At 64.9% G+C, this 23,445-nt stretch carries 25 protein-coding genes; 13 read left to right on the forward strand and 12 right to left on the reverse strand.

The features are described 5' to 3' along the window. Nucleotides 1–38: 38 nt before the first annotated feature. The 3 genes from DRB17_RS16350 to parE all read right to left on the reverse strand — a co-directional run bounded on the left by DRB17_RS16350 (nucleotide 39) and on the right by parE (nucleotide 5,190). Nucleotides 39–1,076 carry a S8/S53 family peptidase gene (locus tag DRB17_RS16350; RefSeq protein WP_114583300.1) on the reverse strand — a complete coding sequence of 346 codons (1,038 nt, stop codon included), beginning with the start codon at nucleotides 1,074–1,076 and terminating at the stop codon, nucleotides 39–41. A 276-nt stretch (nucleotides 1,077–1,352) separates the two neighbouring features. Further along, a complete protein-coding gene (locus DRB17_RS16355; RefSeq protein WP_114583301.1) occupies nucleotides 1,353–2,957 on the reverse strand; it encodes an FAD-dependent oxidoreductase in 1,605 nt (534 codons plus the stop codon). A 235-nt stretch (nucleotides 2,958–3,192) separates the two neighbouring features. After that, nucleotides 3,193–5,190 carry a DNA topoisomerase IV subunit B gene (gene parE / locus DRB17_RS16360; RefSeq protein ID WP_114583302.1) on the reverse strand — a complete coding sequence of 666 codons (1,998 nt, stop codon included), beginning with the start codon at nucleotides 5,188–5,190 and terminating at the stop codon, nucleotides 3,193–3,195. Nucleotides 5,191–5,324: 134 nt separating this feature from the next. Between parE and DRB17_RS16365 the strand changes: the two genes are divergently transcribed. Next, on the forward strand, nucleotides 5,325–5,726 hold the full coding sequence (locus tag DRB17_RS16365) for an acyl-CoA thioesterase (RefSeq protein ID WP_114583303.1): 402 nt from the start codon (nucleotides 5,325–5,327) through the stop codon (nucleotides 5,724–5,726). Between the two features lie 3 nt (nucleotides 5,727–5,729). Here DRB17_RS16365 and DRB17_RS16370 read toward each other — a convergent pair whose 3' ends face one another. Further along, on the reverse strand, nucleotides 5,730–6,872 hold the full coding sequence (locus tag DRB17_RS16370) for a M24 family metallopeptidase (RefSeq protein ID WP_114583304.1): 1,143 nt from the start codon (nucleotides 6,870–6,872) through the stop codon (nucleotides 5,730–5,732). 264 nt (nucleotides 6,873–7,136) lie between these two features. Between DRB17_RS16370 and ehuB the strand changes: the two genes are divergently transcribed. The 4 genes from ehuB (at nucleotide 7,137) to ehuA (ending at nucleotide 10,231) form a co-directional block, all read left to right on the forward strand. Next, entirely contained in the window at nucleotides 7,137–7,994 is an 858-nt protein-coding gene (ehuB, locus tag DRB17_RS16375; RefSeq protein ID WP_114583305.1) for an ectoine/hydroxyectoine ABC transporter substrate-binding protein EhuB, read from the forward strand. A gap of 140 nt (nucleotides 7,995–8,134) precedes the next feature. After that, nucleotides 8,135–8,785: an ectoine/hydroxyectoine ABC transporter permease subunit EhuC gene (ehuC, locus tag DRB17_RS16380; protein ID WP_206607922.1), complete on the forward strand. Its 651-nt coding sequence runs from the start codon at nucleotides 8,135–8,137 to the stop codon at nucleotides 8,783–8,785. After that, a complete protein-coding gene (gene ehuD, locus DRB17_RS16385) occupies nucleotides 8,782–9,453 on the forward strand; it encodes an ectoine/hydroxyectoine ABC transporter permease subunit EhuD (RefSeq protein WP_114583307.1) in 672 nt (223 codons plus the stop codon). Before ehuC ends, ehuD begins: the two co-directional genes overlap by 4 nt. A gap of 7 nt (nucleotides 9,454–9,460) precedes the next feature. Next, the gene (gene ehuA / locus DRB17_RS16390; RefSeq protein ID WP_114583308.1) at nucleotides 9,461–10,231 is read left to right on the forward strand and encodes an ectoine/hydroxyectoine ABC transporter ATP-binding protein EhuA; all 771 of its coding nucleotides are present in this window, start codon (nucleotides 9,461–9,463) and stop codon (nucleotides 10,229–10,231) included. A 58-nt stretch (nucleotides 10,232–10,289) separates the two neighbouring features. Here ehuA and purB read toward each other — a convergent pair whose 3' ends face one another. Next, nucleotides 10,290–11,588 (reverse strand): adenylosuccinate lyase, encoded by a 1,299-nt coding sequence (gene purB, locus DRB17_RS16395; RefSeq protein WP_114583309.1) that lies wholly within the window; start codon nucleotides 11,586–11,588, stop codon nucleotides 10,290–10,292. Between the two features lie 113 nt (nucleotides 11,589–11,701). Further along, a complete protein-coding gene (locus tag DRB17_RS16400) occupies nucleotides 11,702–12,133 on the reverse strand; it encodes a MerR family transcriptional regulator (RefSeq protein WP_114583310.1) in 432 nt (143 codons plus the stop codon). Between the two features lie 157 nt (nucleotides 12,134–12,290). On the opposite strand from DRB17_RS16400, the gene merF reads away from it, so the two are divergent. Together merF and DRB17_RS20880 are read left to right on the forward strand one after the other, a co-directional pair. Next, a complete protein-coding gene (gene merF / locus DRB17_RS16405) occupies nucleotides 12,291–12,500 on the forward strand; it encodes a mercury resistance system transport protein MerF (protein ID WP_241503872.1) in 210 nt (69 codons plus the stop codon). Further along, nucleotides 12,497–12,700 (forward strand): GDCCVxC domain-containing (seleno)protein, encoded by a 204-nt coding sequence (locus DRB17_RS20880; RefSeq protein WP_114583336.1) that lies wholly within the window; start codon nucleotides 12,497–12,499, stop codon nucleotides 12,698–12,700. The genes merF and DRB17_RS20880 overlap by 4 nt, the downstream gene beginning before the upstream one ends. A 4-nt stretch (nucleotides 12,701–12,704) precedes the next feature. On the opposite strand, the gene radC is transcribed toward DRB17_RS20880, so the two are convergent. The 3 genes from radC to sfsA form a co-directional block, all read right to left on the reverse strand. Next, nucleotides 12,705–13,463 (reverse strand): RadC family protein, encoded by a 759-nt coding sequence (radC, locus tag DRB17_RS16415; RefSeq protein WP_241503873.1) that lies wholly within the window; start codon nucleotides 13,461–13,463, stop codon nucleotides 12,705–12,707. Between the two features lie 4 nt (nucleotides 13,464–13,467). Further along, nucleotides 13,468–14,301 carry a type I methionyl aminopeptidase gene (gene map / locus DRB17_RS16420; RefSeq protein ID WP_114583312.1) on the reverse strand — a complete coding sequence of 278 codons (834 nt, stop codon included), beginning with the start codon at nucleotides 14,299–14,301 and terminating at the stop codon, nucleotides 13,468–13,470. A 70-nt stretch (nucleotides 14,302–14,371) separates the two neighbouring features. Then, on the reverse strand, nucleotides 14,372–15,073 hold the full coding sequence (gene sfsA, locus DRB17_RS16425; RefSeq protein WP_114583313.1) for a DNA/RNA nuclease SfsA: 702 nt from the start codon (nucleotides 15,071–15,073) through the stop codon (nucleotides 14,372–14,374). Nucleotides 15,074–15,227: 154 nt separating this feature from the next. Here sfsA and DRB17_RS16430 point away from each other — a divergent pair, with 154 nt between their 5' ends. Continuing rightward, a complete protein-coding gene (locus DRB17_RS16430) occupies nucleotides 15,228–15,578 on the forward strand; it encodes a hypothetical protein (protein ID WP_114583314.1) in 351 nt (116 codons plus the stop codon). A gap of 35 nt (nucleotides 15,579–15,613) precedes the next feature. Here DRB17_RS16430 and DRB17_RS16435 read toward each other — a convergent pair whose 3' ends face one another. Beyond that, nucleotides 15,614–16,525, reverse strand: a complete 912-nt coding sequence (locus DRB17_RS16435) for a LysR substrate-binding domain-containing protein (RefSeq protein ID WP_114583315.1) — start codon at nucleotides 16,523–16,525, stop codon at nucleotides 15,614–15,616. A 98-nt stretch (nucleotides 16,526–16,623) separates the two neighbouring features. Here DRB17_RS16435 and DRB17_RS16440 point away from each other — a divergent pair, with 98 nt between their 5' ends. Together DRB17_RS16440 and DRB17_RS16445 are read left to right on the forward strand one after the other, a co-directional pair. Next, nucleotides 16,624–17,778, forward strand: a complete 1,155-nt coding sequence (locus tag DRB17_RS16440; protein ID WP_114583316.1) for a TauD/TfdA family dioxygenase — start codon at nucleotides 16,624–16,626, stop codon at nucleotides 17,776–17,778. 42 nt (nucleotides 17,779–17,820) lie between these two features. Continuing rightward, on the forward strand, nucleotides 17,821–18,429 hold the full coding sequence (locus tag DRB17_RS16445) for an HD domain-containing protein (RefSeq protein ID WP_164496353.1): 609 nt from the start codon (nucleotides 17,821–17,823) through the stop codon (nucleotides 18,427–18,429). A gap of 15 nt (nucleotides 18,430–18,444) precedes the next feature. Here DRB17_RS16445 and DRB17_RS16450 read toward each other — a convergent pair whose 3' ends face one another. Next, nucleotides 18,445–19,164, reverse strand: coding sequence for a TVP38/TMEM64 family protein (locus DRB17_RS16450; RefSeq protein ID WP_114583317.1), 720 nt, complete (start codon nucleotides 19,162–19,164; stop codon nucleotides 18,445–18,447). 195 nt (nucleotides 19,165–19,359) lie between these two features. Here DRB17_RS16450 and DRB17_RS16455 point away from each other — a divergent pair, with 195 nt between their 5' ends. Continuing rightward, entirely contained in the window at nucleotides 19,360–19,956 is a 597-nt protein-coding gene (locus tag DRB17_RS16455; protein ID WP_114583318.1) for a cysteine hydrolase family protein, read from the forward strand. A gap of 27 nt (nucleotides 19,957–19,983) precedes the next feature. On the opposite strand, the gene DRB17_RS16460 is transcribed toward DRB17_RS16455, so the two are convergent. After that, on the reverse strand, nucleotides 19,984–20,295 hold the full coding sequence (locus DRB17_RS16460) for a cytosolic protein (protein WP_114583319.1): 312 nt from the start codon (nucleotides 20,293–20,295) through the stop codon (nucleotides 19,984–19,986). 133 nt (nucleotides 20,296–20,428) lie between these two features. Between DRB17_RS16460 and ppsA the strand changes: the two genes are divergently transcribed. Together ppsA and DRB17_RS16470 are read left to right on the forward strand one after the other, a co-directional pair. Continuing rightward, nucleotides 20,429–22,870, forward strand: a complete 2,442-nt coding sequence (ppsA, locus tag DRB17_RS16465) for a phosphoenolpyruvate synthase (protein ID WP_241503874.1) — start codon at nucleotides 20,429–20,431, stop codon at nucleotides 22,868–22,870. Between the two features lie 111 nt (nucleotides 22,871–22,981). Then, nucleotides 22,982–23,434, forward strand: coding sequence for a DUF3775 domain-containing protein (locus tag DRB17_RS16470; protein WP_114583321.1), 453 nt, complete (start codon nucleotides 22,982–22,984; stop codon nucleotides 23,432–23,434). Nucleotides 23,435–23,445 lie beyond the last annotated feature (11 nt).

A 23,445-nucleotide genomic window follows, 5' to 3' on the forward strand; every position in this document is an offset into this window, starting at 1 on the left:
GCAGTCGAACGGGTCACGCCTGACCCCGCAGTCCAGTGTCAAAATATCTCGTCGGCGGCCTTGCGGTCTTCGCGTTTCAGTTTGCCGGGATCGGGTAGATTGGCTTTCAGGAGCGCTTCGATATCGAGGATGCCCCGGCTTCGCTCCGGCCAATAATCGCCGGCGACGTCCTGGCTGGTTTCGGTGAGAATGTTTCGGAACGCTTCCACGCGCTGCCAGGGTTCGGGGTACGCCTCATCCAGTTCGTCCTCGCGGCGGCGCAGCCACATCGCTGCGGCCGCCGCCACGTGGACGGTCGCGTATGAGGTACCGTCTCCGGGTCCGTTCGCATCCGGAACGACTTCTCCGTCGCGCAGCATACTGTTCGCGCGCAGGACATCGTCGGCCGGCGCCCAGATGTCGATGGAGCGCTTTGCCATCGACTTGTCGTAGCGGAACCAGACCCGCCGCTTCGGCGTCACGCCGCCGACGCCGATGGTGCGGGAGAACTTGCCGGGATAGGTGACGCGGTCGACGATCTGGCCGCCGGCGCAGACCATGATGATGCCCCGGTCATAGGCATGATCCACCGCTTCGCCCAGGTGACGCTGCGCGAACAGGCTCATCTGCGGAAAGCCGAAGCTCATGGAGATGACCTCGGCCGCGCTGATGTCGACGGCGTGGCGAATTGATTCGGCAATACGCTTGCGCGCATGCTTGGAGGAAATGACGACGTGGTTGAAGGCGCGATACGGGATCATCGAAAGACCCGGCGCAAGTCCGACGAAGCTGCCGGGCAGATTGCCGCAAAGCACGCTGGCGACACGCGTTCCATGGCCCGGCGTGCCCTCGTAGTCCAGCGAGTCCTGCGCCCGCGCGCCGCGCTCCATGAGGTTCAGCCCGTCATCGACACGGACAATCGGGCTCTTCCCCTCCTGCCACGGCCCCATCACCGGATGCTCGGTATAGCCGGTATCGATCAGCGCGACTTCGGTTTCGCCCCAATCGACCTGCCCGGAACCGTCGGATCGCCTCGGTAAAAGGGACAGCGCCTGCCGTCCCTTGACCATATCTATGTTCCAGAACTTCTCTGGCATGGCGAATTCGCTTTCCTCAGTCGAATCGGCAGGTAAGCGCGCCCAAGCGGCAAGAGCCCATCCCCTGGAATATTATAACTGATGCGCGATTGCCCTGGTATAGTAAAAAAATCGATAAAAAAGGTTTCCGACAAAGCCGCAGAAATACTCATAAGCAACAAAAGAAATGAGAAGGGGAGCCGATTTCTTGAACAGCCGAATCCGGCAATCGAGGCCACGGAAGCGATGCGTCAGCCTGCCCGGGTCTCGATAGACAGGTCAATCAGAGGGCGGCCTTCAGGGCTTCAAAGCCGCTGTGATGGAATCCGCCAGGCGAAGGGTTAACGCCACGATGGTCATGGTTGGATTGGCCCATCCGCTGGTCGGGAAAACCGAGCTGCCTGCAACGTACAAATTGTCGACCAAATGAACCCTTGCATCGACGTCGACGACCCCGCGTCGCGGGTCCGTAGCCATGCGTGTCGTGCCCATATGATGATAACCGCCGATCGGGTGGCGGCCGATCGTGGGATCGACGGGCCAGTCCACGTCGCTTTCGGCGAGCCAGTCCATGGGGTGCGCCCGGCCGAGTCGGAGCCGGCGCAGTTCGTCATCCATTGTCTCGACCAGCATCCGGAGCGTGCGACCGTCAACTTCGGAAAGTTGCCAATCAAGCGCGACTTTCGGCAGGTCGAGCGTGTCCCTCTCGCGCGTCAAGAGGACCCGGCTTTCCGGGTTCGGCGCTTGCTCGGCGCGGGCAATCAGGTAAAGGGATCCGATCCCACGATTGAGTTGCGTACGGCGTAACGGACGTTCTCCCCAGGCCTGCAGCGCGTCGTTGCCCTGACGGTAGAGGCGCCAAAGCCGGCGCATCGCCCGGTTCGGTGTGCCGTGCTTGCGAAGCGTCGTGTAGACTGCCTGGGATATCGGGACGCCTCTCATCGGCGCGCGCTGGAATTTCACCGTTGCCGCCGTGTTCAGGACACCAGCTTGGCGTTGGACGTGCTCCGACAGTCGCAGCACGGGTATCAGCTTGCGGCCGCCGCGGGCGAATTGTTTACGGAAAGTCGCCCAGAAGGTGGCTGGATCGTCCAACTCCAGTTTCGCAATGCGTGCCCGGGGATGCTCCATGAAGTACCGGCCGACGATGTCGTGATCGTTGCCGAGCCCGTTCTTGGCGACACGGTTTGAAGCAAGCAGCAGGCGGGCGTTTTCGATTCCCCCGCATGCCAGCACGTAAGCGCGGGCCCGTGCCCGGCCGCGCCGTCCGTTCAGGGAGGCAAGCCGAAGACCTGTGACATGACCGGCGGTTTCGTCGGTTTCGATTTCGACAACGTTGGCGTGGACGACAACCCGGACCCGTGCGGCACCCGTCAGGTCGCTGGAATTGGCGATACCGAAGCGCCAATAGGCGTCGTCGAACTGCCAGAATCCGGTGCGCACGCGGTTTTGGTCGAATTTTGGCGGGTCGGTGTTGAGCTCAGTCCACAGGCTTTCATCGAACGTTCTGTAAGGAAGTTCGAACGCCTCGGCGGCCCGGCGGTAGTAGTGGGCGAGGTCGGCGTGCGTGAGCGGCCATCCGGTGTCCGGAATGCCGGGCCGTTGGACGAAGTCGATCGGATCGAGAGGCGCGCAGCGTCCGCCCCATATGGCGGTGGTGCCGCCGAAGAAGCGCAGCCGGGATTCAGAGAGCGGATGGTAGGTGCGCCCCACCACGTCGCCGTCGTACAGCGACTGGGTCCTGTGATCGAAATCGAAACCGCCGCTCTCCAGGAGACACACCTCGCATCCGGTCTCCTTCAGAGCGCGCGCAAGCGTGATCCCGGCAACGCCACCGCCTACAACGCAGACATCGGCATCGAATATGGCCTCGTCCTGCACGTCATTGAAATCTACCAGCATGCGTCCGTTGTCCCATCGCTACGCCGCATCCGGTCTTCAAACCGCCAGAATCAAGGGAGCCGAATTGCTGCGCGAGGCGAGCCTGAGAAGCCTCGCGTATGGCCAGCGCGCTCAACCATGTCAAGTTCAAGCATCGGCTTGTTCAGGTATCCCATGGCCAAGGGAGCGCCGCTATGACGGGGAGGGGCTGAAGTGTGGATTTGGGAAGAGCGGCCTATGGCAGTTCGTGCAACGCCTATACGTCCAGCGCATCCTCATCCAGGAACTTCGCCCGTTCCTGAATGAATGCGAAGCGCATTTCGGGTTTGCGACCCATCAGGCGTTCGACGATCTGAGCGGCTTCGCGCTGGTCCACCTGTGGGTCCGGCGATTCGTGATCCGCGATTGTCACGCGCAGCAGTGTGCGCTTCTCCGGATTCATCGTCGTCGCCTTGAGCTGCGCCGGCGGCATCTCGCCCAGGCCCTTGAACCGGCTGACTTCCACCTTGCCGCGGCCCTTGAAGTGACTGTCGAGCAGTTCTTCCTTATGGGCGTCGTCGCGGGCATAGACCACCTGACCGCCCTGGCTGAGGCGATAGAGCGGCGGCTGCGCCAGATAGAGCCGGCCCGACTCGATCAGCCCCGGCATCTCCCGGTAGAAGAACGTCATAAGCAGCGAGGCGATGTGCGCGCCGTCGACGTCGGCGTCGCACATGATGATGATGCGCTCGTAGCGCAGCTTGTCGACGTCGAACTTGCCGCGCGTGTCCGTGCCCAGGGCCTGGATGATGTCGTTCAGCTCCTGGTTGGCGCGCAGCTTGTCGACCGACGCGCTGGCGACGTTCAGGATCTTGCCGCGCAGGGGCAGCACGGCCTGGGTCTCGCGGTTGCGCGCCTGCTTGGCCGACCCGCCGGCGGAATCGCCCTCGACCAGGAACACCTCGGTGCCGTCGGAGCGGTTGCGCGAACAGTCGGCCAGCTTGCCCGGCAGGCGCAGCCTTCGCGTAGCCGACTGGCGCTTCAGCTCCTTTTCCTTGCGCTTGCGCTGACGCTCCTCGGCGCGCTCGACGACGCGTTCCAGGAGTGCGCGGCTGCGTTCGGGATGGGCGGCCAGCCAGTGGTCGAAGTAGTCCTTGACCGCAGTTTCGACCAGCCGCTGTGCCTCCGCCGTCGCCAGCCGTTCCTTCGTCTGACCCTGGAACTGCGGCTCGCGAATGAAGACGGAGAGCAGGGCGCAGGCACCGCCCAGCAGGTCCTCGCCGGTCACCTGCTGCGCCTTCTTGTTGGAAACGATCTCGCCGTAGGTCTTGATGCCGCGCAATAGGGCGTTGCGCAGGCCGGCCTCGTGGGTGCCACCCTGCGGCGTGGGCACGGTGTTGCAGTAGCTGCTGGCGAAGCCTTCCTCGTCGGCGGGCCACGTCACCGCCCATTCGACGCGCCCGGCGCCGTCGGGGAACTCTGCCTGACCGGCAAAGGGCTCCGGCGTGATGGTCTTGCGTTCGGCCAGTTGCGCCTGCAGCGCGTCGCGCAGGCCGCCGGGGTAGTGCAGCGTGGCCTGCGGCGGGCAGACCTCGCGCTCGCTCTCGCCGATCAGTTCCGGCGCGCAGCGCCAGCGAATCTCAACGCCCTTGAACAGATAGGCCTTCGACCGCGCCATCCGGTACAGAATCGCCGGGCGGAACCCGGCGTGGCCGAAGATCGTCGCGTCCGGCACGAAGGTGACGGTGGTGCCGCGACGGTTCTGAACCGCGCCCAGGTCTTCCAACGGCCCCTGCGGCGTGCCCTTGGCGAACTGCTGGCGCCACAGGTGGCGGTCGCGGGCGACCTCCACGGCCAAGGTCTCGGCCAGGGCGTTCACGACGGAAACGCCCACGCCATGCAGGCCGCCGGCGGTGGCGTAGGCCTTGTTCGCGAACTTGGCGCCGGAATGCAGGGTGGTGAAGATCACCTCCAGCGCCGACTTGTCCTTGAACTTGGGGTGCGGGTCCACCGGGATGCCGCGCCCGTTGTCGCGCACCGTCAGACGGTTGCCGGGCTCCAACTCGATCTCGATTCGCGTGGCGTGGCCCGCGACGGCCTCGTCCATCGCGTTGTCGAGCAGCTCGGCCACCAGATGGTGCAGCGCCTTCTCGTCGGTGCCGCCGACATACATGCCGGGACGCCGGCGCACCGGCTCAAGCCCCTCCAGGACCTCGATGTCCTTGGCGGTGTAGGCGTCGTTGCTTTCGGAGACAGTCTGGAATAGATCGCTCATGGCCGCTGCATTATGGTCGTGACCTTGCCCCGTGGCAAGCAGATGCAGTAGGAGCCTTACAGGCTTCCACCATATTTTGTGAACCCACGCGCGCCGTGCCGCGCACGCGGTCCGGCCGGCACCGGAGGCTAGGGATGACCGACACCGAGACACCGCCGACGATCGAGCCGGCCCTGCGTACGCTGGCCATGCCGGGCGATGCCAATCCCAACGGGGACATCTTCGGCGGCTGGGTGCTTTCCCAGATGGACCTTGCCGGGTCCGTTCCTGCGAGCGAGCGTGCCAGGGGCCGGATCGCCACCGTGGCGATGGACGCGGTGCGCTTTCACCGCCCGGTCTATGTCGGCGACCTTGTAAGCTGTTACGCCCGTATCGTGAAGGTCGGAAACACCTCGATCACGGTCAAGGTCGAAACCTGGGCGACCCGGCGGCACGACGTCACGAACGTCAAGGTGACCGAGGGCACGCTCGTCTATGTCGCCATCGACGATGTCGGCCGCCCGCGCAGCGTGCCTTCCGACGAGGCGCGTGCGTAACGCCTACGGCGCCGGTGTGCGGGTGAGGACCTCCGCCCCCTCGTCACCCAGAAAGACGGTGTTGGAGACGAAGTAGTCGCCCTCGCCGGTTCCCATAAGCCAGGAGAGGATGTGGAACGCCATGCCGGGTTGCAGCACCAGATCGCTGTCGTGGCGCAGGCCCACCACGGTGCTGCCGCCGGTCCAGCTTGGCGGGAAGGCAAGGCCCACCAGATAGCCGCAGTGATGGCGCCTGTAGTGCGGCAGACCGGCTGCATCGACGATGTCCTGCCAGGCCTTGTAAACCTTGGCCGCCGTGGTGCCGGGCTTGATCGCATCCACCACGGCGTTGAAGGCATCGACGCACACACCCCGGATCCGCTCGGTTCCCGCCGGTGGCGTGCCGAAGTGGATCAACCGCCCCAGCGGCGCGTGATACCGCCTGACACAACCAGCCATTTCCACGAACAAGGCCTCGCCCTCGCGCAGCTCGCGGTTCCGCCAGGTGGTATGCTCCTGGTTCAGGCGCGGGGTCGGCCGGATGAAGGGCGTAAAGCCCGGGTTCTCGCCGCCGGCCAGAATCATGGCGCGGTGCACCTCGGCGGCGACCTCCCTCTCGTTCACGCCGGGCCGCGCGGTTTCCAGCGCGGCCTCCATCATCGCGTCGCTCACTTTGGCCGCCTCGCGCAGATGGGCAACCTCCAAGGGCGACTTCACCAGACGCAGTTCATCGACCAACCATGTCGTGTCCACCCACTCGGCATTGGGCAGGTTGCGTAGGATCGCTTCGTAGCGCGCCGGCGTGCAGGCGTGGCTGTCCGTTTCGATGCCGATGCGATCCCGGTTGTGGCCGCGATTGCGCAGGACTTCGGCGGTAACGGCGGCGGGATCCTCGCTGTCCGTGTGGCCAACGAACTCCACCTGCGGGATCTGGTCGGCGATGGTCACCTGTTCCATCCGCCGGGTGACGAGCGTCAGCGGTCCGTCGGGGCCGACGACCAGGCCGTGGTAGGCGAAGAAGCCCTGATGATCGAGGCCGCAGAGATAGTCGATGTTCTCCGGCTTCGTGATCAGCAGTGCCTGCAGGTTGCGGGCACTCATCTGCCAGCGCACCTGCGCCAGCCGCTTCTCGAACTCCTCGGGTGGGAATGGCGGGTCGTCGGACATGGCAGGGCGCTCTTCTTCTTTTGGTAGAAACTCTGGCAGTTTGTACATCAACGGCGTAGTATCCACGCAAAGTTGATTGGGCAAATCCGAACTTGATGCATCAGGTTATCCAGCCAGTGTCGTGAGACGAAAGAATTTTCGCACGCATGGCGGCGCGCCGCGCGTGCGATCGATCGGGACGCCGAAAACCGGGTTAGCGCGGCGGGCATCCGTGCCGCGCATCAGTGCGGCCGACAGAGAGAAACTGATGGGGAGGTTATGGCAATGAAACGGAACACCATCGCGAAATTTGCGGTCGCGGCCGTGGCAGCGCTGACGACTTCGGCGCTCGCGACGGGCGCTCAAGCGGAGAGCACGCTGGCGAAGCTCAAGGACCAGGGTTTCGTCCAGGCGGCCTTTGCGAACGAGGTGCCCTACGGCTATGTCAACGAGGAAGGGCGTCTCACCGGCGAGTCGCCCGAGGTCGCGCGCGCTGTCTTCAAGAGCATCGGTATCGACCAACTCGACGGCGTGCTGACCGAATGGGCCTCGCTGCTGCCAGGCCTGAACGCCGGGCGTTGGGACGTCGTCGCGGCTGGTATGTTCATCACGCCCGAACGCTGCAAGCAGGCCGATTTCTCCAATCCCAGCTATAAGATCGGGCAGTCGTTCCTGGTGTCCGCCGGTAATCCGAAGGGCCTGCACAGCTATCAGGACGTCGCCGACAAGGACGACGTGACCCTGGGCGTCATGGCCGGCGCGGTCGAGGCGGGCTATGCCCGGGACGCCGGCATCCCCGACGAGCGGATCAAACAGCTTCCCGACCAGGCCAGCATGCTGGCGGCGGTGCGCGCGGGGCGCGTGGACGCCGCGGCCCTGACCTCGGTGTCGATCGAGCGGATGGCCCAGCGCGGCGGCGACGCGGTCGAGCGCGTGAAGGACTTCGACACGCCGCCGGAGGCCGTGGGCTATGGCGGATTCGCCTTCCGCAAGGGCGACAGCGCGCTGCTTGAGGAGTTCAATACGAAGCTCGCCGAGTTCATCGGTACGGAAGAGCATTTGGCGCTCGTCAAGCCGTTCGGCTTCACCGAGGCGAACCTGCCGGGTGATGCGACTGCCAAAGAGCTTTGCCAGGGCGGTTAAGCCGGGACTTTTCGCGTCGACAGGTGAGCGTTCAGAAGGCCGTCGCAGCGGCGGGGGTGCTATTCCCCGCCGATGCGATCCTTGAACGTGCCTGATCATAGAGTCGGCGGCCGAGAAGGGGGACACGGCCGATGGACATCATGCGCTTCCTTCCAACGTTGCTGGATGGCGCCTGGATCACGGTGCAGATCACCGTTCTGGCGATTTTGCTCGCCCTTTTCATGGGCTTCGTCTCGGGGCTGATGCGCCTTTCCGGCGTGTGGGCGGTGAGGGCGGTTGCGTCGGTTTATATCGAGATTTTTCGGGGCACCTCGGCGCTGGTGCAGCTTTTCTGGATGTTCTTCGTCCTGCCGTTCTTCGGCATCAGCCTGGACCCCTTCACCGTCGGTTGGATCGCCCTCGGCCTCAATGTCGGGGCTTACGGCGGCGAGGTGGTTCGCGGCGCCATCCAGGCCGTGCCGCGCGGCCAGTACGAGGCGTCGATCGCGCTCAACATGTCGAAGTGGCTGGCGATGCGGCGAATCATCGTGCCGCAGGCGCTGCCGGCAATGGTGCCGCCCTGGGGCAACCTCTTCATCGAGCTGTTGAAGGCAACGGCGCTGGTGTCGCTGATCACCATTTCCGACCTGACGTTCCGCGCCAAGCAGCTTAACGACCAGACCTTCCAGACGGTCGAGATCTTCACTCTGGTGCTGTTCCTCTATCTGGCCATCGCCCTCGTCATCACCGGCGTCATGCGCATTGTCGAGCGCTGGACCGGCCGTGGCCTGGCGCGCGGAGGCATCAAATGAGCGACAACGTCTGGGACTGGGCGTTCGCCTGGAAGATACTGCCGCGCATCCTGGACGCGGCGATCATCACGATCGAGGCGACGCTGATCGGCTTTGTCTTCGCGGCCGTGCTGGGCCTTCTGCTTGCGCTGGGGCGGCGCAGCCGGAACCCGCTGCTGTCTTACCCGATTGCGGGCGTGGTGGAGTTCATCCGCTCCACGCCGCTTCTGGTACAGATCTACTTCCTGTACTTCGTGCTGCCCGAGTTCGGTGTCGTCCTGCCGGCTCTGGTAGCCGGAATCCTGGGGCTGGGACTGCACTTCTCCACCTATTGCTCGGAAGTGTATCGCGCTGGGCTGGACAGCATTCCGCGCGGACAGTGGGAGGCTTCGGTCGCGCTGAACCTTTCCACCTACCGCACATACCGCGACATCATCGTGCCGCAGGCGATTCCGCCCGTCGTGCCGGCGCTCGGCAACTACCTCGTTGCCATGTTCAAGGAGACCCCGCTGCTCTCCGCCATCGCCGTCGTCGAGATGATGCAGGAGGCCAAGATCGTCGGCTCGGAGACCTTCCGCTATGTCGAGCCGATGACGCTGGTGGGCGCGATCTTCCTGGTGTTGAGCCTGGTATCGATGGTGGGCATCCGGCGCGTCGAGGCGTGGCTGCGCCGCAAGATCATGGGATAATCCAAGAATGAGCGAACCGATCGTCCGTTTCGAGAACGTCAGCAAACGCTTCGGCGAGACCGTGGTGATGCGGGACTTCGACCTCGACATCGCGCCGAACGAGAAGCTTGCGGTGATCGGCCCCTCCGGTTCGGGGAAATCCACGCTTCTGCGGCTGTTGATGACGCTGGAGCAGCCGGATGGTGGCGTGATCTATGTGAAAGGTGAGCCGCTGCATCACATGTGGAAGAACGGCCGGCTGGTGTCTGCCGATCAGAAGCATCTGCGCAAGGTGCGCAGCCATATCTCGATGGTGTTCCAGCACTTCCACCTGTTCCCGCACATGACCGCCATCGGCAACGTGATCGAGGGGCCGATCCATGTGCTCGGCATGAAACGGGCCGAGGCCGTGGCGCGGGCGGAAGAGCTGCTCGATATGGTGGGCCTCGCCGACAAGAAGGGCAGCCACCCCTCGCAGCTCTCCGGCGGGCAGCAGCAGCGCGTCGCCATCGCCCGCGCCCTGGCGATGCAGCCGGACGTGATGCTGTTCGACGAAGTGACCTCCGCCCTCGACCCCGAACTGGTGGGGGAGGTGTTGAACGCCATCCGCAAGATCGGCCGCGAGCAGGACATCACGATGATCCTCGTGACCCATGAAATGGGCTTCGCCAAGGAGTTCGCCGACCGCGTTATTTTCATCGAGGGAGGGCGAATCGTCGAGCAGGGGCCGGGCGCGCAGGTGCTGAGCGAACCCCGCAACGAACGCACGCAGGCCTTCCTGCGCGCGGTTCTGGGGTAGGGGGGCCGCCCATCCGGCCCGGGCCAGCTTCCCGCCTGGGGCAAGCGGCCTGGTGCTGCTAATCCGTTTCGAAAACCCGCTCGAAAATCGCCCCGACGTGCTTGGTGTGATAGCCGGGGTCGAAGCAAGCTTCCAGCGTCGCCGGGTCCAGCTTGGCGGTCACATCGTCGTCAGCCTTGAGGAGCGTCAGGAAATCCGCGCCCTCCTGCCAGACGCGCATGGCGTTGCGCTGAACGAGCACATAGGCGTCCTCCCGGCTGACACCGGCCTGCGTCAGGGCAAGCAGCACACGCTGCGAGAACACCAGCCCGCCAAGGCGGTCGAGGTTGGCTTGCATGGCATCCGGATAGACGAGCAGTTTTTCCACGACGCCGGCAAGACGGGTAAGGGCGAAGTCCAGTGTGATCGTGGCATCGGGCGCGAAGACACGCTCCACCGACGAGTGCGAGATGTCCCGCTCGTGCCACAGCGTCACGTTCTCCAGCGCCGGCGTGACGGCGGCGCGGACGGTGCGGGCCAGACCCGTCAGGTTCTCGGTCAGGATCGGGTTGCGCTTGTGCGGCATCGCCGATGAGCCCTTCTGGCCCTTGGCGAAGTATTCCTCGGCCTCCCGCACCTCGGTACGTTGCAGGTGGCGGATCTCGGTGGCCAGGTTCTCGATGGAACTCGCGACGACGCCCATCGCCGCAAAGAAGGCGGCGTGCCGGTCGCGGGGGATGACCTGGGTGGAGATCGGCTCTGGCTTCAGGCCAAGTTGCTGGGCGACGTATTCTTCCACGTAGGGATCGATGTTCGCGAAGGTGCCGACCGCGCCCGAGATGGCGCAGGTGGCAATCTCCTCCCGCGCCGCTTCCAGGCGACGGCGCCCGCGCTTGAAGGCGGCGTAGTGCCCCGCGAGCTTCAGGCCGAAGGTTGTCGGCTCGGCGTGGATGCCGTGGCTGCGCCCGATGCAGACGGTGTCCTTGTGCTCGTGCGCGCGGGTCTTCAAGGCGGCCAGCAGACGGTCCAGATCCGCCAGGAGCAGGTCGGCGGCCTGCGTCAACTGCACGGCAAGGCAGGTGTCCAGGACATCCGACGAGGTCATCCCCTGGTGCACGAAGCGCGCCGGCTCGCCGACGTGTTCGGCGAGGTTGGTGAGGAAGGCGATGACATCGTGCCGGGTTTCCCGCTCGATCTCGTCGATCCGCTCGACCTCGAAAGCGCCCTTTTCCCAGACGGCCTTGGCGGCGGCCTTTGGAATCACGCCCAGCTCCGCCTGCGCATCGCAGGCGTGCGCCTCGATCTCGAACCAGATACGAAAGCGATTCTCCGGCTCCCAGATGCGTGTCATCTCGGGCCGGCTGTAACGCGGGATCATCTTGCTGGACCTCTCTGGAGGATGTGGGCTGCCTTGGCGCCGCGAAGTAAGCGGGGGAGGGCACGGGTGTCAACGGGCAAGGCGGAATGGGGGGTGGATCAACCAGCCGGGTCTCAAGCGCGGGGCTTCCCCACCAAGCTATCGGAAAGCGCATCGATGATGGGGCAATCCGGGCGCTCCCCTCTCTCACAGTGGGACGTCATATCGCTTAGAGTTGCTTCAAGGCGCTGCAATTCCGCAATCTTCCCGCGTACTTCCTTGAGATGGCCAGCGGCAAGGTCATGGATTTCGGCGCATCCATAGGCGCCGGAATCGACCAGACGCAGAAGCTCCTTTACGCCGCCAAGCGTGAAGCCGAGCGCCCTTGCACGTCGTATGAATGTAAGCCTCTTCCGGTCGGCTGTCGCGAAGACACGATGCCCGCCAGCAGTACGGGGTGGAGAGCAGATCAGCCCGATGCGCTCGTAGTAGCGGATTGTTTCGATCTTGCAGCCACTTTGGCGCGCCAGTGTACCGATACTGACCCCAGGATCCTCTTCAACCATTTAGTGCTCCCGAAATTCCTTGAACCTGTAGCGACTACAGGAATGAGGCTGTGTCCGGCATGCATTCGATGCAACGGGAAATGTGTGACGTGCGTCTTGGGCGCCGTCTCCGCGCTTCGAAGAAGGTGCTGAGCGATAGAACTCTATGAGGAGATTCATGGATATGGAGAGCACACGATTGTTGCGCACCGGCGTCATAGGAAGCTTGGTGACAGCGGTGTGCTGCTTCACCCCGCTGCTGGTATGGGGGTTGCCGGCATTGGGGTTGGCGGCATGGTTAGGCTGGATCGACTACGTGTTGTTACCTGCCCTTTCGGGTTTCATTGTCCTGATTGCGATCGCGTTGTGGCGGCGGTGGTCGGCATGAGCAAGGCGTCTGCGCGAATCACTTGCCCCGAGTGTCATGCAGTCACGGCGGAGACAATGCCCCAGACGTATTGTCTTTGGGTCTTTGACTGTCCTGCCTGTGGCACCCGGTTGACGCCGAGACCTGGAGATTGCTGCGTGTTTTGCTCCTACGGCGACCAGCGCTGTCCACCGAAGCAGGCCGAAGACGAACCGGACTGAATCTTTATAGCAGGCCCCGGCTCTTGAAGCTCGTGTGGCCGGCGCGTGCGATGATGACGTGGTCGTGGACCTGGATGCCGAGTGGTTTTGCCGCCTCGACGATGGCTTTCGTCATTTGCACGTCCGCCTTCGACGGCGTCGGATCGCCCGAGGGATGGTTATGCACCAGGATCACCGCGCTGGCGCCAAGTTCCAGCGCACGCTTCACCACCTCGCGCGGATAAACCGGGGTGTGGTCGACGGTGCCCCGTCCCTGGGCCTCGTCCGCAATCAGCTTGTTCTTGCGGTCGAGAAACAGCAGGCGGAACTGTTCCACCGGCTCTTCCGCCATGGCAACGCGGCAGTAGGAGAGAAGCTTCTCCCAGGAGGCGATCACAGGCCGCTCCATCGCCTGCTCCCGCGTCATGCGCCTGGCCGCCTCTTGCGCGGCTTTCAGCGCGGCGACTGCACCGATGCCCATCCCCTTCGACGCGCCCAGCTTGCCGGGGTCGGCGGCCAGCACCGCGGCGAACGAACCGAACTCTCGCAACAGAGCCTTCGCCAGCGGCTTGGTGTCGCCGCGCGGATTGCCGGCGAACAATAGTATCTCCAGCACCTCGTAATCGCTCAGCGCCTCGCCGCCCTTCTCGACCAAGCGCTCGCGCAACCGCGCCCGATGACCCAGATAGTGGGGCTTCGTGGCCACATCGCTCTTGCTTTGGTTGCGAGTGAGGTTGGCCGGCCGGTTGTCGGTGCTGCCCGGGTTGTTCTCGCCGGGCGCCACCGGCCTAGCCTTCGCTGGGATAGGGCGGCTTGTGCCACCCCTTCGGCGAGTAGGTGAACACCTCACAGCCATCGGCCGTCACGCCGATGGAGTGCTCGAACTGCGCGGAGAGCGACTTGTCGCGAGTGACGGCGGTCCAGCCATCCTCCAGGATCTTCACGTCGGGACGGCCGGCATTGATCATCGGCTCGACCGTGAAAAACATCCCTTCCTGCAATTCCAGGCCGGTGCCGGGGCGGCCGTAGTGCAGGACGGTTGGGGCATCGTGGAACACCTGACCCAGACCATGGCCGCAGAAGTCGCGGACGACGGAGAAGCGGTTCTTCTCGGCGTAGGTCTGGATCGCGTGGCCGATATCGCCCAGACGGGCGCCGGGCTTGACGACCTCCAGCCCGCGCATCAGGCAGTCGTAGGTGACATCGCACAGCTTGCGCGCCTTCACGCTGGGTGTTCCGGCCCAGAACATCCGGCTGGTGTCGCCGTGCCAGCCGTCCAGGATCACGGTGATGTCGATGTTCAGGATATCGCCGTTCTGCAGCCGCTTCTGCTCGGAAGGAATGCCGTGGCAGATGACCCGGTTCACCGAGATGCATGTCGCCTTCGGAAAGCCCCGGTAATTGAGTGGCGCGGGCGTGGCGCCATGATCGCCGATGTACTCGTGGCACAGCAGATCCAACTCGCCCGTCGAAACGCCCGGCTCGACGTAGGGTGTAATGAAATCAAGCACCTCTGCGGCCAGCCGGCCGGCCTTACGCATGCCCTCGAAGTCTTCGGGGCCGTGCAGGGGAACCGTGCGTCGGTCCTGGGTTTCCACGGTTGCGGGGTCGCTGTTGCTCATCTCGGCGTCTTTGGCTGCTTCGCTGTCGATCCGGGGTAACTATCCAGGCTATGTATCTGGGCCGGGCGAGCTATAGCGCAAGCGCAAGCCGGCCGTCCAACCGAATACGTTCGAGCGTAATATCGCACGCGTAGCAGTATGCCTCCACCCCGCGCGCACGTGCGTCCTCAAGAGCCTTGGCATAAGCCGGGTCGATGTCCCCGGCGATCTCGAAGCGTGTGCAATCGGTGCGCTGCACGACGTAGAGCATCACCGCCCGGTGGCCGGCCTCGACCATATTGGCGAGTTCGTAGAGGTGCTTGGCTCCGCGTGCCGTCACCGAATCGGGGAACTCGGCCGCCTCGGCCCCGCGCTTCAGGTGCACGTTCTTGACCTCGACATAGCAGGAGGGGCGGTCGGCGTCTTCGAGCAGCAGGTCGATTCGGCTGTTCCGGCCATAGCGCACTTCCCGCCGCATAGTTTGATAGCCGGCCAACTCCGGCACCCGCCCCTCGGCGATTGCCTCGCCGGCGATCGCGTTGGGCCGGCCCGCATTGATGCCGACGAGGCCGCCGTCCGCCTCGACCAGTTCCCAGGAGTATTTCAGCTTGCGTTTCGGGTCGTCGCTGACTGACAGCCAGACCCTGGCGCCCGGCGCGCTCAGGCCCAGCATCGAGCCGGGATTGGCGACGTGCGCCGTCACGACGCTGCCGTCGGCAAGCTCGACATCGCTGAGGAAGCGCTTGTAGCGGCGCAGCAGGCGGCCTTCGACAAGGGGGTGCGGGAATTCCATGGCGCCCGGTCTTACTCATTCGCGCGCGCGCTTGCAACGCGGCGCTCGCTTGTGAAGCCCTTGGGCTTGCGCTGGCGGTATCGGCGTCGCAGCATGGCGCCGGCCAGACGATACGATCTACGAAGCAATACAAAACGAACGAGATGGAGCCCACATGACCATCCCGCGCCTTGCCATTGTCGCCTGTCTGCTGCTGCTTGCCGCCTGCGAGTCGCAGCCGTTCAACTTCGGCTGGGACGAAAGCGGCCCACGCCGGACGGGTGTCTGGGTCAAGCAGGGGGGCAGCGCCGATCAGCGTCAGCAGGACATGCGCGAGTGTATGCGCACGGCCCAGGCGCAGGTCGAACGCGACCGCCGGATCGACCAGGATACCGACGACCAAGGTGCCGGGACGACGCAGGGGACCGAGGACCTGATGCAGTCGATGCAGGGCTACGGCTACGAGCAGCGCCGTGACCGCCTCTTTGCGCAGTGCATGCAGGAAAAGGGCTATCGCCGGGAGTAGCCTTCGCGCCTCGCTCTTCTCCAGCGCTGGAAGGCTTACGCGGCAAACTGTCCGGCAAGCCAGTCACGAATCCGCGCCACCGGCTGCTCGTCCGCGCGCTCTCGCGGCCACGTCAGGTAATACCCGGCTGTCGGGCTCTCCACGCTTGGCCCAATCGACACCAGGGCGCCCTGGGCGATGTGCGAATCGACAAGATGGCGCCACCCCAGCGCCACGCCCTTGCCTGTCAGCGCCTGCTGCAACACCAGTGGATAGTTGTAATAGAACACGCGCGGCTTGGGCGGACGGCCTTCGACGCCCATTGCGGCAAACCAGCCTCGCCACGTCATCCACGGTTTGTCGCCGTCGTCCATGTGCAACAGCGGAGCCCGCAGCAGGTCGACGGGCAAAGCCTCCGCCAGTTCCGGGCTCTCTTGCAGCAGGCGGGGGCTGGCGACGGGCCGGACAGCCTCGGCGCAAAGGCGCTGGCAGTCCTGGTCAGGCCAGTTTCCGGTCCCCACGCGAATCGAGACGTCGAAGCCGGCCCTGTCCGCTTCGGCGTCGGAGTCGGAGATCAGCAGCCGCACGTCATAGCCACCGAGATGCGCATAGAGGTCGGAAAACCGCGGCATCAGCCACTGCTGCGCGAAGCCGGCATGACTTGCCAGGACCACCGTTTGCCGGGCGCGCTCGGCCTTGATGGCGGAGATCGTCGCGGCGATTCCGCCCAGCCCCTCGGCGACACCGGACCATAGCCGCAAACCCTCCGCCGTCAGTGTCAGGCGATTGTGATTGCGTCTGAAGAGCGGGCAGTCGAGGGCGAATTCCAGCGACTTGATGTGCCGGGTCACGGCCGGTTGGCTCATACCCAGCTCCTGCGCGGCGCGGGTGAAGCTGGCCAGTCGCGCGGCGCTTTCGAACACCGCCAGTGCGTTCAACGATGGCAGGTCACGGCGAAGGTTTTTCATAACCTGAAGTTATCAACGAAATAGCAATTTGGCACCTTTATTTCGGTATCACCGGCGTTGCAACGTTGGGCAGAAACGACACACCGGGAGCCCGACACATGGACACGCCGCCGATAGACGTCTCACTGCTTTACGATACCGGACAGGTTCGCGTTACCGGGGATGGCGGGGGCGAGATGGTGCTGCATCCCCATTGGCTGCGCGAGCGCTCGCACGAGGCGGCCGATTTCGATCCCGTCACGCGCCAGCGCCTGTTCGAGCCCGCGCTGCTGCCGGCCGACCTGCGTGTCGTCGGGATGGAGCGGTCAAGCGAGGACGAGCTTGCGCTGACGTTCAGCGATGGCGCCCGGTGCGGGTTCTCCCTCACAGCCATTCTGCGCGAGGCCGGTTGGCTGGACGACCCGGAAACGCCGCCGGCGCCGCAGCCCTGGGGGGCCGACCTGGATGCATGGCCGGGTGCCGACTGGGCCGCGCTGGAAGCGCCGGAGGTTTTGCGCGACATGCTGGCGGGCTTTGCGCGAAGCGGCTTCTGCATCATCAGGAACACGCCCACGCAGCCGGGCACGCTGGAGAGCATCGCGAAGTTTTTCGGCCACCTGCGCGATACGAACTTCGGCCCGATTTTCGACGTCATCACGAAGCCGCAGCCGATCGATCTGGCCTATACCGGCCTGCCGCTGTCGGCCCACGCGGACAATCCCTATCGCCAGCCGATTCCCGGAATCCAGATGCTGCATTGCCTGGAGAACGGCGTCGAGGGCGGTTTATCGACGCTGGTGGACGGTTTCGCTCTGGCCGAGGCATTGTTGGCCGAAGCGCCGGAACTGGCCCGCGTGCTGGAACGCACGACGGTTCGCTTCCGATACGAATCCGACGACACCATCCTGGAGAATCGGGGTCCACTGATCGAGCGCGACGGCGACGGCCGGCTGGTCCGGGTGCGTTTCAGCTCCCGCGTCGATTTCGTTCCGCCCCTGGACCCGGAAACGCTGGACATGTTCTATCGTGGCCGAAGCAGGATGTTCGAACTTGCGGCGGACCCGCGCTTCGAGATCCGTTTCCGGCTCGATCCGGGCATGCTGGTGATGATGGATAACCACCGTCTGCTGCACGGCCGCACCGGCTTCGACCACGCGGCCGCACGCCGGCATCTGCAGGGCTGCTACATCGACCACGACGGCCCGGACACGATGTACCGCGTCCTCTCCCGCAGATGGCGCGACGGCGAGGGCAGCGGCCGCGAAGCAGCGTAACAGCTTCGGACAAGGACCAGCGAACAGGATAGCGAGGAAGGTATGGCGAACACGGCGACAGCGGTATCGTTCCGGCAGATGAAGGACGGCACGGCGGAGGACTATGCACTGCTGGAGCGGCTGGAGGCCGGCTACGTCCAACAGCTGCCGGAGCGTATCCTGGCGGCTCTGCGGCGCCTGGAGGACAGCTTCTCCGGCTATCAGGTCACGCGCCTGGAGCATTCGCTGCAGTCCGCCACGCGCGCCTATCGCGACGGGGCCGACACCGACTGGATCGTGACCGCGCTGCTGCACGATATCGGTGACGATCTGGCGCCGCACAATCACGACAGCGTCGCCGCCGCGGTCCTGCGGCCCTATGTCAGGGAGGAGTGCGCGTGGGTGCTTCAGCATCACGGCATCTTCCAGCTTGCCTACTATGGCCATCACATCGGCGCCGACGCGGAGGCCCGGCGGAAGTACGCCGATCACCCGTGCTACGAGCGCACCGTCACCTTCTGCGAGCGCTGGGACCAGTCATCGTTCGATCCGGATTACGACACGCTGCCGCTGGAAACCTTCGAACCGATGGTGCGCGAGGTTTTCGCAAGGCCGCCCTGGGACGAGCGATATCTGCGTCCCGGAGAGCACGTGCCGCTCGTCGCGGTCTAGGTTTCCGCCGCTTGGCTACGCACCCTGCGTTCGTTTCCCGGAAAAGCGGCGATAGGCGAGGGGCAGCAGCGATAGCAGGGCAAGACCGGCCATCGGAGCGATCACTGTCGGATCGGTCAACAGGTCCAGGCCGGGTGCACCGCCGGCGGCGACAATGGCGTCGAGACCGTTGCCGATGCTGACGTAGACGAACGAGCCGGGGATGATGCCAATCGCTGTCGCGGCGGTGTATGTGCCGAGCCGTACGCCCACGAGAGCGGGCGCAAGGTTCACCAGCCAGAACGGGAACACCGGAATCAGCCGCAGCGCCAGCAGATAGCTGAAGGCGTCATTGCGAAAGCCGGCAACGACTCGTGTCAGCCGTGGGCCGGCACGGGCGCGCAATTGCTCGCCCAGGGCCGTCCGCGCTGCCAGGAAGATGCCGATCGCGCCAAGCGTGGCCGACACCACGACGAGAGCGGTGCCCAGCCACAGGCCGAACAGAAAACCGCCCAAAATCGTCAGGAGGCTTGCGCCCGGCAGCGACAGTGCCGTCGCGGCGGCATAAGCAGTGACGTAGGTGGCGGCGGCGAGCAGCGCGTTTGCCTCCACCTGCCGCATCAGCCACGCCTGGTGACGGGCCAGCGCCTCCATGGTGAGGTAGCTGTGCAGATCGAGCGCGAACGTCCCCGCAAGCGCGGTGGCGATGGCCGCCAGAGGTAGCCAGCGTCCGAGGTTGCGGGCTTTCACCATCATTCCGTCTTTCTTCCTGGGCTGCGTGAATGGTTCAAAAGGACCTCAGCGGTCCGTTCCATAGTCCGGAATATGCGGGAAAAAGCGCCGGAATGACGTGACGGCCGTCACATCGCGGCCTGTCGGCGTCCGGGAACGGTCGACCCAACCGCTCTGTCACGCTAAGAAGCGGCATTGGCAAGAGTGGGAGGAAACCGGATGGAAGAGCCCAAGACACTTCTTCAGATGGCGGGCGCACCGCTGGAACCCGCGCGATGGCCCGAGGCCGCGCTGGTCGTGATCGACGCGCAGGGCGAATACCGCGAAGGCAAGCTGCCGCTGGAGGGTATCGGGCCGGCCCTCGACAATCTCGACGACCTCATGTCACGTGCCCGGCAGGCCGGCGCCCCCGTGATACATATTGCCCATCAAGGCCGTCCTGGAGGACTTTTCGATCCCGATGGGCCCGGCGGCCAGATCATGCCCGAAGCCGCCCCCTTGGACGGTGAGCCGGTGGTGAAGAAGGGACTGCCGAACGCTTTCGCGGGAACGGATTTGCAGGACCGGCTGAAGGCAATCGGGCGTCCGCAGCTCGTGCTGGCGGGCTTCATGACGCATATGTGCGTCAGCGCCACCGCGCGTGCAGGCCTCGACCTCGGCTACCGGGTCACTGTGGTGGGCGATGCCACGGCCACCCGTGCGCTCCCGGACCCGCTTGGCGGTGCGCCGGTGCCGGCGGAAACGGTGCACCGCGCCGCCCTGGCCGCCCTGGCCGATCGCTTCGCCATCGTCGCAGCCGCGGCGGACATTGGTTGAGGCGGACATCGCCCTCAGCCGCCGCACCTATCCGCCCCGCAATTCTCCGCCCTCGAAGAAGCGCGGCGTGCCCAGGTCGGCGAAGCGGATCTTCTCGAACACGCGCTGGCCGTTGGTGTCGAGGAACCGGAGATCCTGCTTCTCGTCCAGCTTGTCCTCGACCACGAAGAAGTGGGCGCCATAACGCTGGCGGAGCAGGGCGGGCGGCAGTTCGTAGGCGATGAACTTGTGGATACCCTTCGCTTCCAGGGTCTTCAGGAGGGTTTCGTCATCCAGGCTGCCGTAAGAGGTCAGCACGATGATCGGCCCGCTTCCGGTCAACAGCATCGCGGCCTTCATGTCGCCTCCGCCATCACTTTCCCTGTTCCGTGGCCGCGATTGTAGCCGCCGTGCCAGGTATTCGGATTGATCCAGTTCATTCCCTTGCCGCCCAGCCCCGGCGATCATGCCTTCCACACAGGAGGGCAGGCCCGTGTATATCAAGTGGTTCTCCGAACTTGGCATGGACGATGTCGGGCTGGTGGGTGGCAAGAACGCCTCCCTCGGCGAGATGACGCGGGAGCTCGCGCCGCTGGGGCTGCGCATCCCCAAGGGATTCGCGATAACGGCCGAGGCCTACCGTGCCATGCTGGAGCGGGCCGGCATCGCGGACGAACTGCACGAGTTGCTGGACGATATCGACAAGAACGACGCGGCCGATTTCAGCCGCCGCGCCGGCCGTGCTCGCGACCTGGTCTACGGTGCTGGCCTGATGCCGGAGCTTGCCGACGAGGTTCGCGACGCTTATCGAGCGCTGTGCGACGAGTACGGCCCCGAGACCGCTGTCGCCGTGCGAAGTTCCGCAACGGCGGAGGATCTGCCGACCGCCAGCTTTGCAGGTCAGCACGATACCTTCCTGAACGTCCATGGCGCCGAGATGCTGTTGGATGCCTGCCGGCGCTGCTTTGCGTCCATCTTCACGGACCGGGCGGTTTCGTACCGAATCGACAAGGGCTTCGACCATTTCCAGGTGGCGCTGTCGGTCGGCATCATGAAGATGGTCCGCGCCGACATGGCGGCGAGCGGCGTCAGCTTCTCCATCGATACGGAAACCGGCCACCCGGACGTCGTCTTCATTACCGGGGCCTACGGGCTGGGCGAGAACGTTGTGCAGGGCACCGTCGACCCGGACGAGTTCTACGTCCATAAGCCGACCTTCAAGGCGGGCTATCGTGCCGTGCTGCGCCGCGGCCTTGGCGACAAGCAGGTGAAGATGGTGCTCGCTTCCGGCCGCACGCGCGAGGCCGCGCGCAACGTGCCGACGCCGAAGGCGGACCGGGAGCGATACTGCATCACCGACGCCGAGGCTCTCGACCTGGCCGACGCCGCCATCCGCATCGAGGACCACTACACGAAGCGTGCCGGGCATCCGATGCCCATGGACATCGAGTGGGCGAAGGATGGTGTGGACGGTCATCTCTACATTGTGCAGGCGCGGCCGGAAACCGTCGCTTCCCAGCGGCGGCCCAACATGCTGACCACCTACACCGTCACCGCAACGGCGCCCGTCCTCGTGACGGGCCGGGCGGTGGGGGGCAAGATCGCCTCCGGGCCGGTGCGGGTGGCTCACGACATGCACGACCTGACCGACTTCAAGCCTGGACAGGTTCTGGTCGCCGATACCACCACGCCGGACTGGGAGCCGGTAATGAAGCGCGCCGCCGCTATCGTCACCAATCGCGGGGGGCGCACGTGCCACGCCGCCATCGTCGCGCGCGAACTGGGCATTCCCGCAGTCGTGGGCACCGGGGACGCCACCGGGCACATACGGCCTCAGCAGACGGTAACGGTTTCCTGCGCGGAGGGCGATACCGGGAAGGTCTACGACGGCAAGGTGGCGTTCGAGTCCAAGGAGGTGGACCTCAGCGGCCTGTCCCAACCGAAGACGAAGATCATGCTGAACCTGGGCAACCCGGACATGGCGTTCAGCACCAGTCTGCTGCCCAACGACGGTGTTGGTCTGGCCCGGATGGAGTTCATCATCAGCGAGTCGATCAAGGCCCACCCGATGGCGCTGGTCCATCCCGAGCGGATCCAGGACGCCGGTGAGCGCGCTGAGATCGAACGGCTGACCCAGGGCTTTGCCGAGCCGACGGATTACTTCGTGCGCACGCTGTCGGAGGGCATCGGCACCATTGCGGCCGCCTTCTATCCGAAACCCGTCATCGTCCGCATGTCGGATTTCAAGACAAACGAATATGCCCAGCTTCTGGGCGGACGCGGCTTCGAGCCGGAGGAAGCGAACCCCATGCTCGGCTTTCGCGGCGCGGCGCGCTACGCCCATCCGGCCTACGCCGAGGGCTTCGCCCTTGAATGCCGGGCGCTGCGGCGCGTGCGCGAGGAAATGGGGCTGACCAACGTCCGTGTGATGATTCCCTTCTGCCGTCGGGTGGAGGAAGGCCGCAAGGTACTGGACGCGATGGCCGAGAACGGGCTGCGCCGGGGCGAGAACGGGCTCGAGGTCTACGTCATGTGCGAGATTCCGAACAACATCATCCAGGCGGACGCCTTCGCCGAGCTGTTCGACGGCTTCTCCATCGGCTCCAACGACCTGACGCAGCTTACCCTCGGCGTCGATCGGGATTCCGAGATCGTCGCCTTCGACTTCGACGAGCGCGATCCCGGTATGATGGCGTTCCTGCGCATGGCGGTGGAGGGTGCGAAGCGCAACGGCCGCCATTCGGGGATTTGCGGTCAGGCGCCGTCCGACTATCCCGAGGTGGCGCGCTTCCTGGTGGCCCAGGGAATTGACTCGCTGAGCCTTAACCCGGACCGTGTGCTGGCTACGACGCTGGAGGTGCTGAATATCGAGCGCGAACTGTCCGGCGGCGCCTCGACGGGACAGGGCGAGGCCGCCGCACGCCCGGCCAAATGATGGCCATCCCCGGAAATTGCCTCACATCGATTGATCCGGCGCAATTCCCGCTCAAGCCCGGTACGTAAACTGCTGTCCAGAAATACGATACACCGTAAGCGGAGAGACAGGATGGCTGAACAGCCCGGCACCGGCGGGCTCGCCGAGACGGACGAGGCCGCACTCGACATCGACGTCACGAAAGTTTGCTACATCGTCGTCAAGGCGCGCGAGCTTGATGCGCGCGAGGATGTGGTCGAGCCGGACTATGCCTCCAACGCGGCGGACGACCAGTGCCGCCAGGTGCTGGAGGCCTACGCCGACGATCCGGTCTTCGACGAGTTGAAGCAGGCGATCGATGACCTGAACTGGGACGAACAGTGCACGGTCGTGGCGCTGGCCTGGGTCGGGCGCGGCACCTATGCGAAGGGGGACTGGGCAGAGGCGCTGCAGGCCGCGCAGGACGAACATACCGACAATACGTCTCTCTATCTCCTCGGCATGCCGCTACTCGCCGACTATCTTGAGGAGGGTCTGGCGGCGTTCGACCTGTCTTGCGAGGATTTCGAGATGGGGCACCTTTGACGTAGCGCCCG

The organism is Ferruginivarius sediminum (genome assembly GCF_003344765.1).
In the GTDB taxonomy this organism is placed as follows: domain Bacteria; phylum Pseudomonadota; class Alphaproteobacteria; order Kiloniellales; family Rhodovibrionaceae; genus Ferruginivarius; species Ferruginivarius sediminum.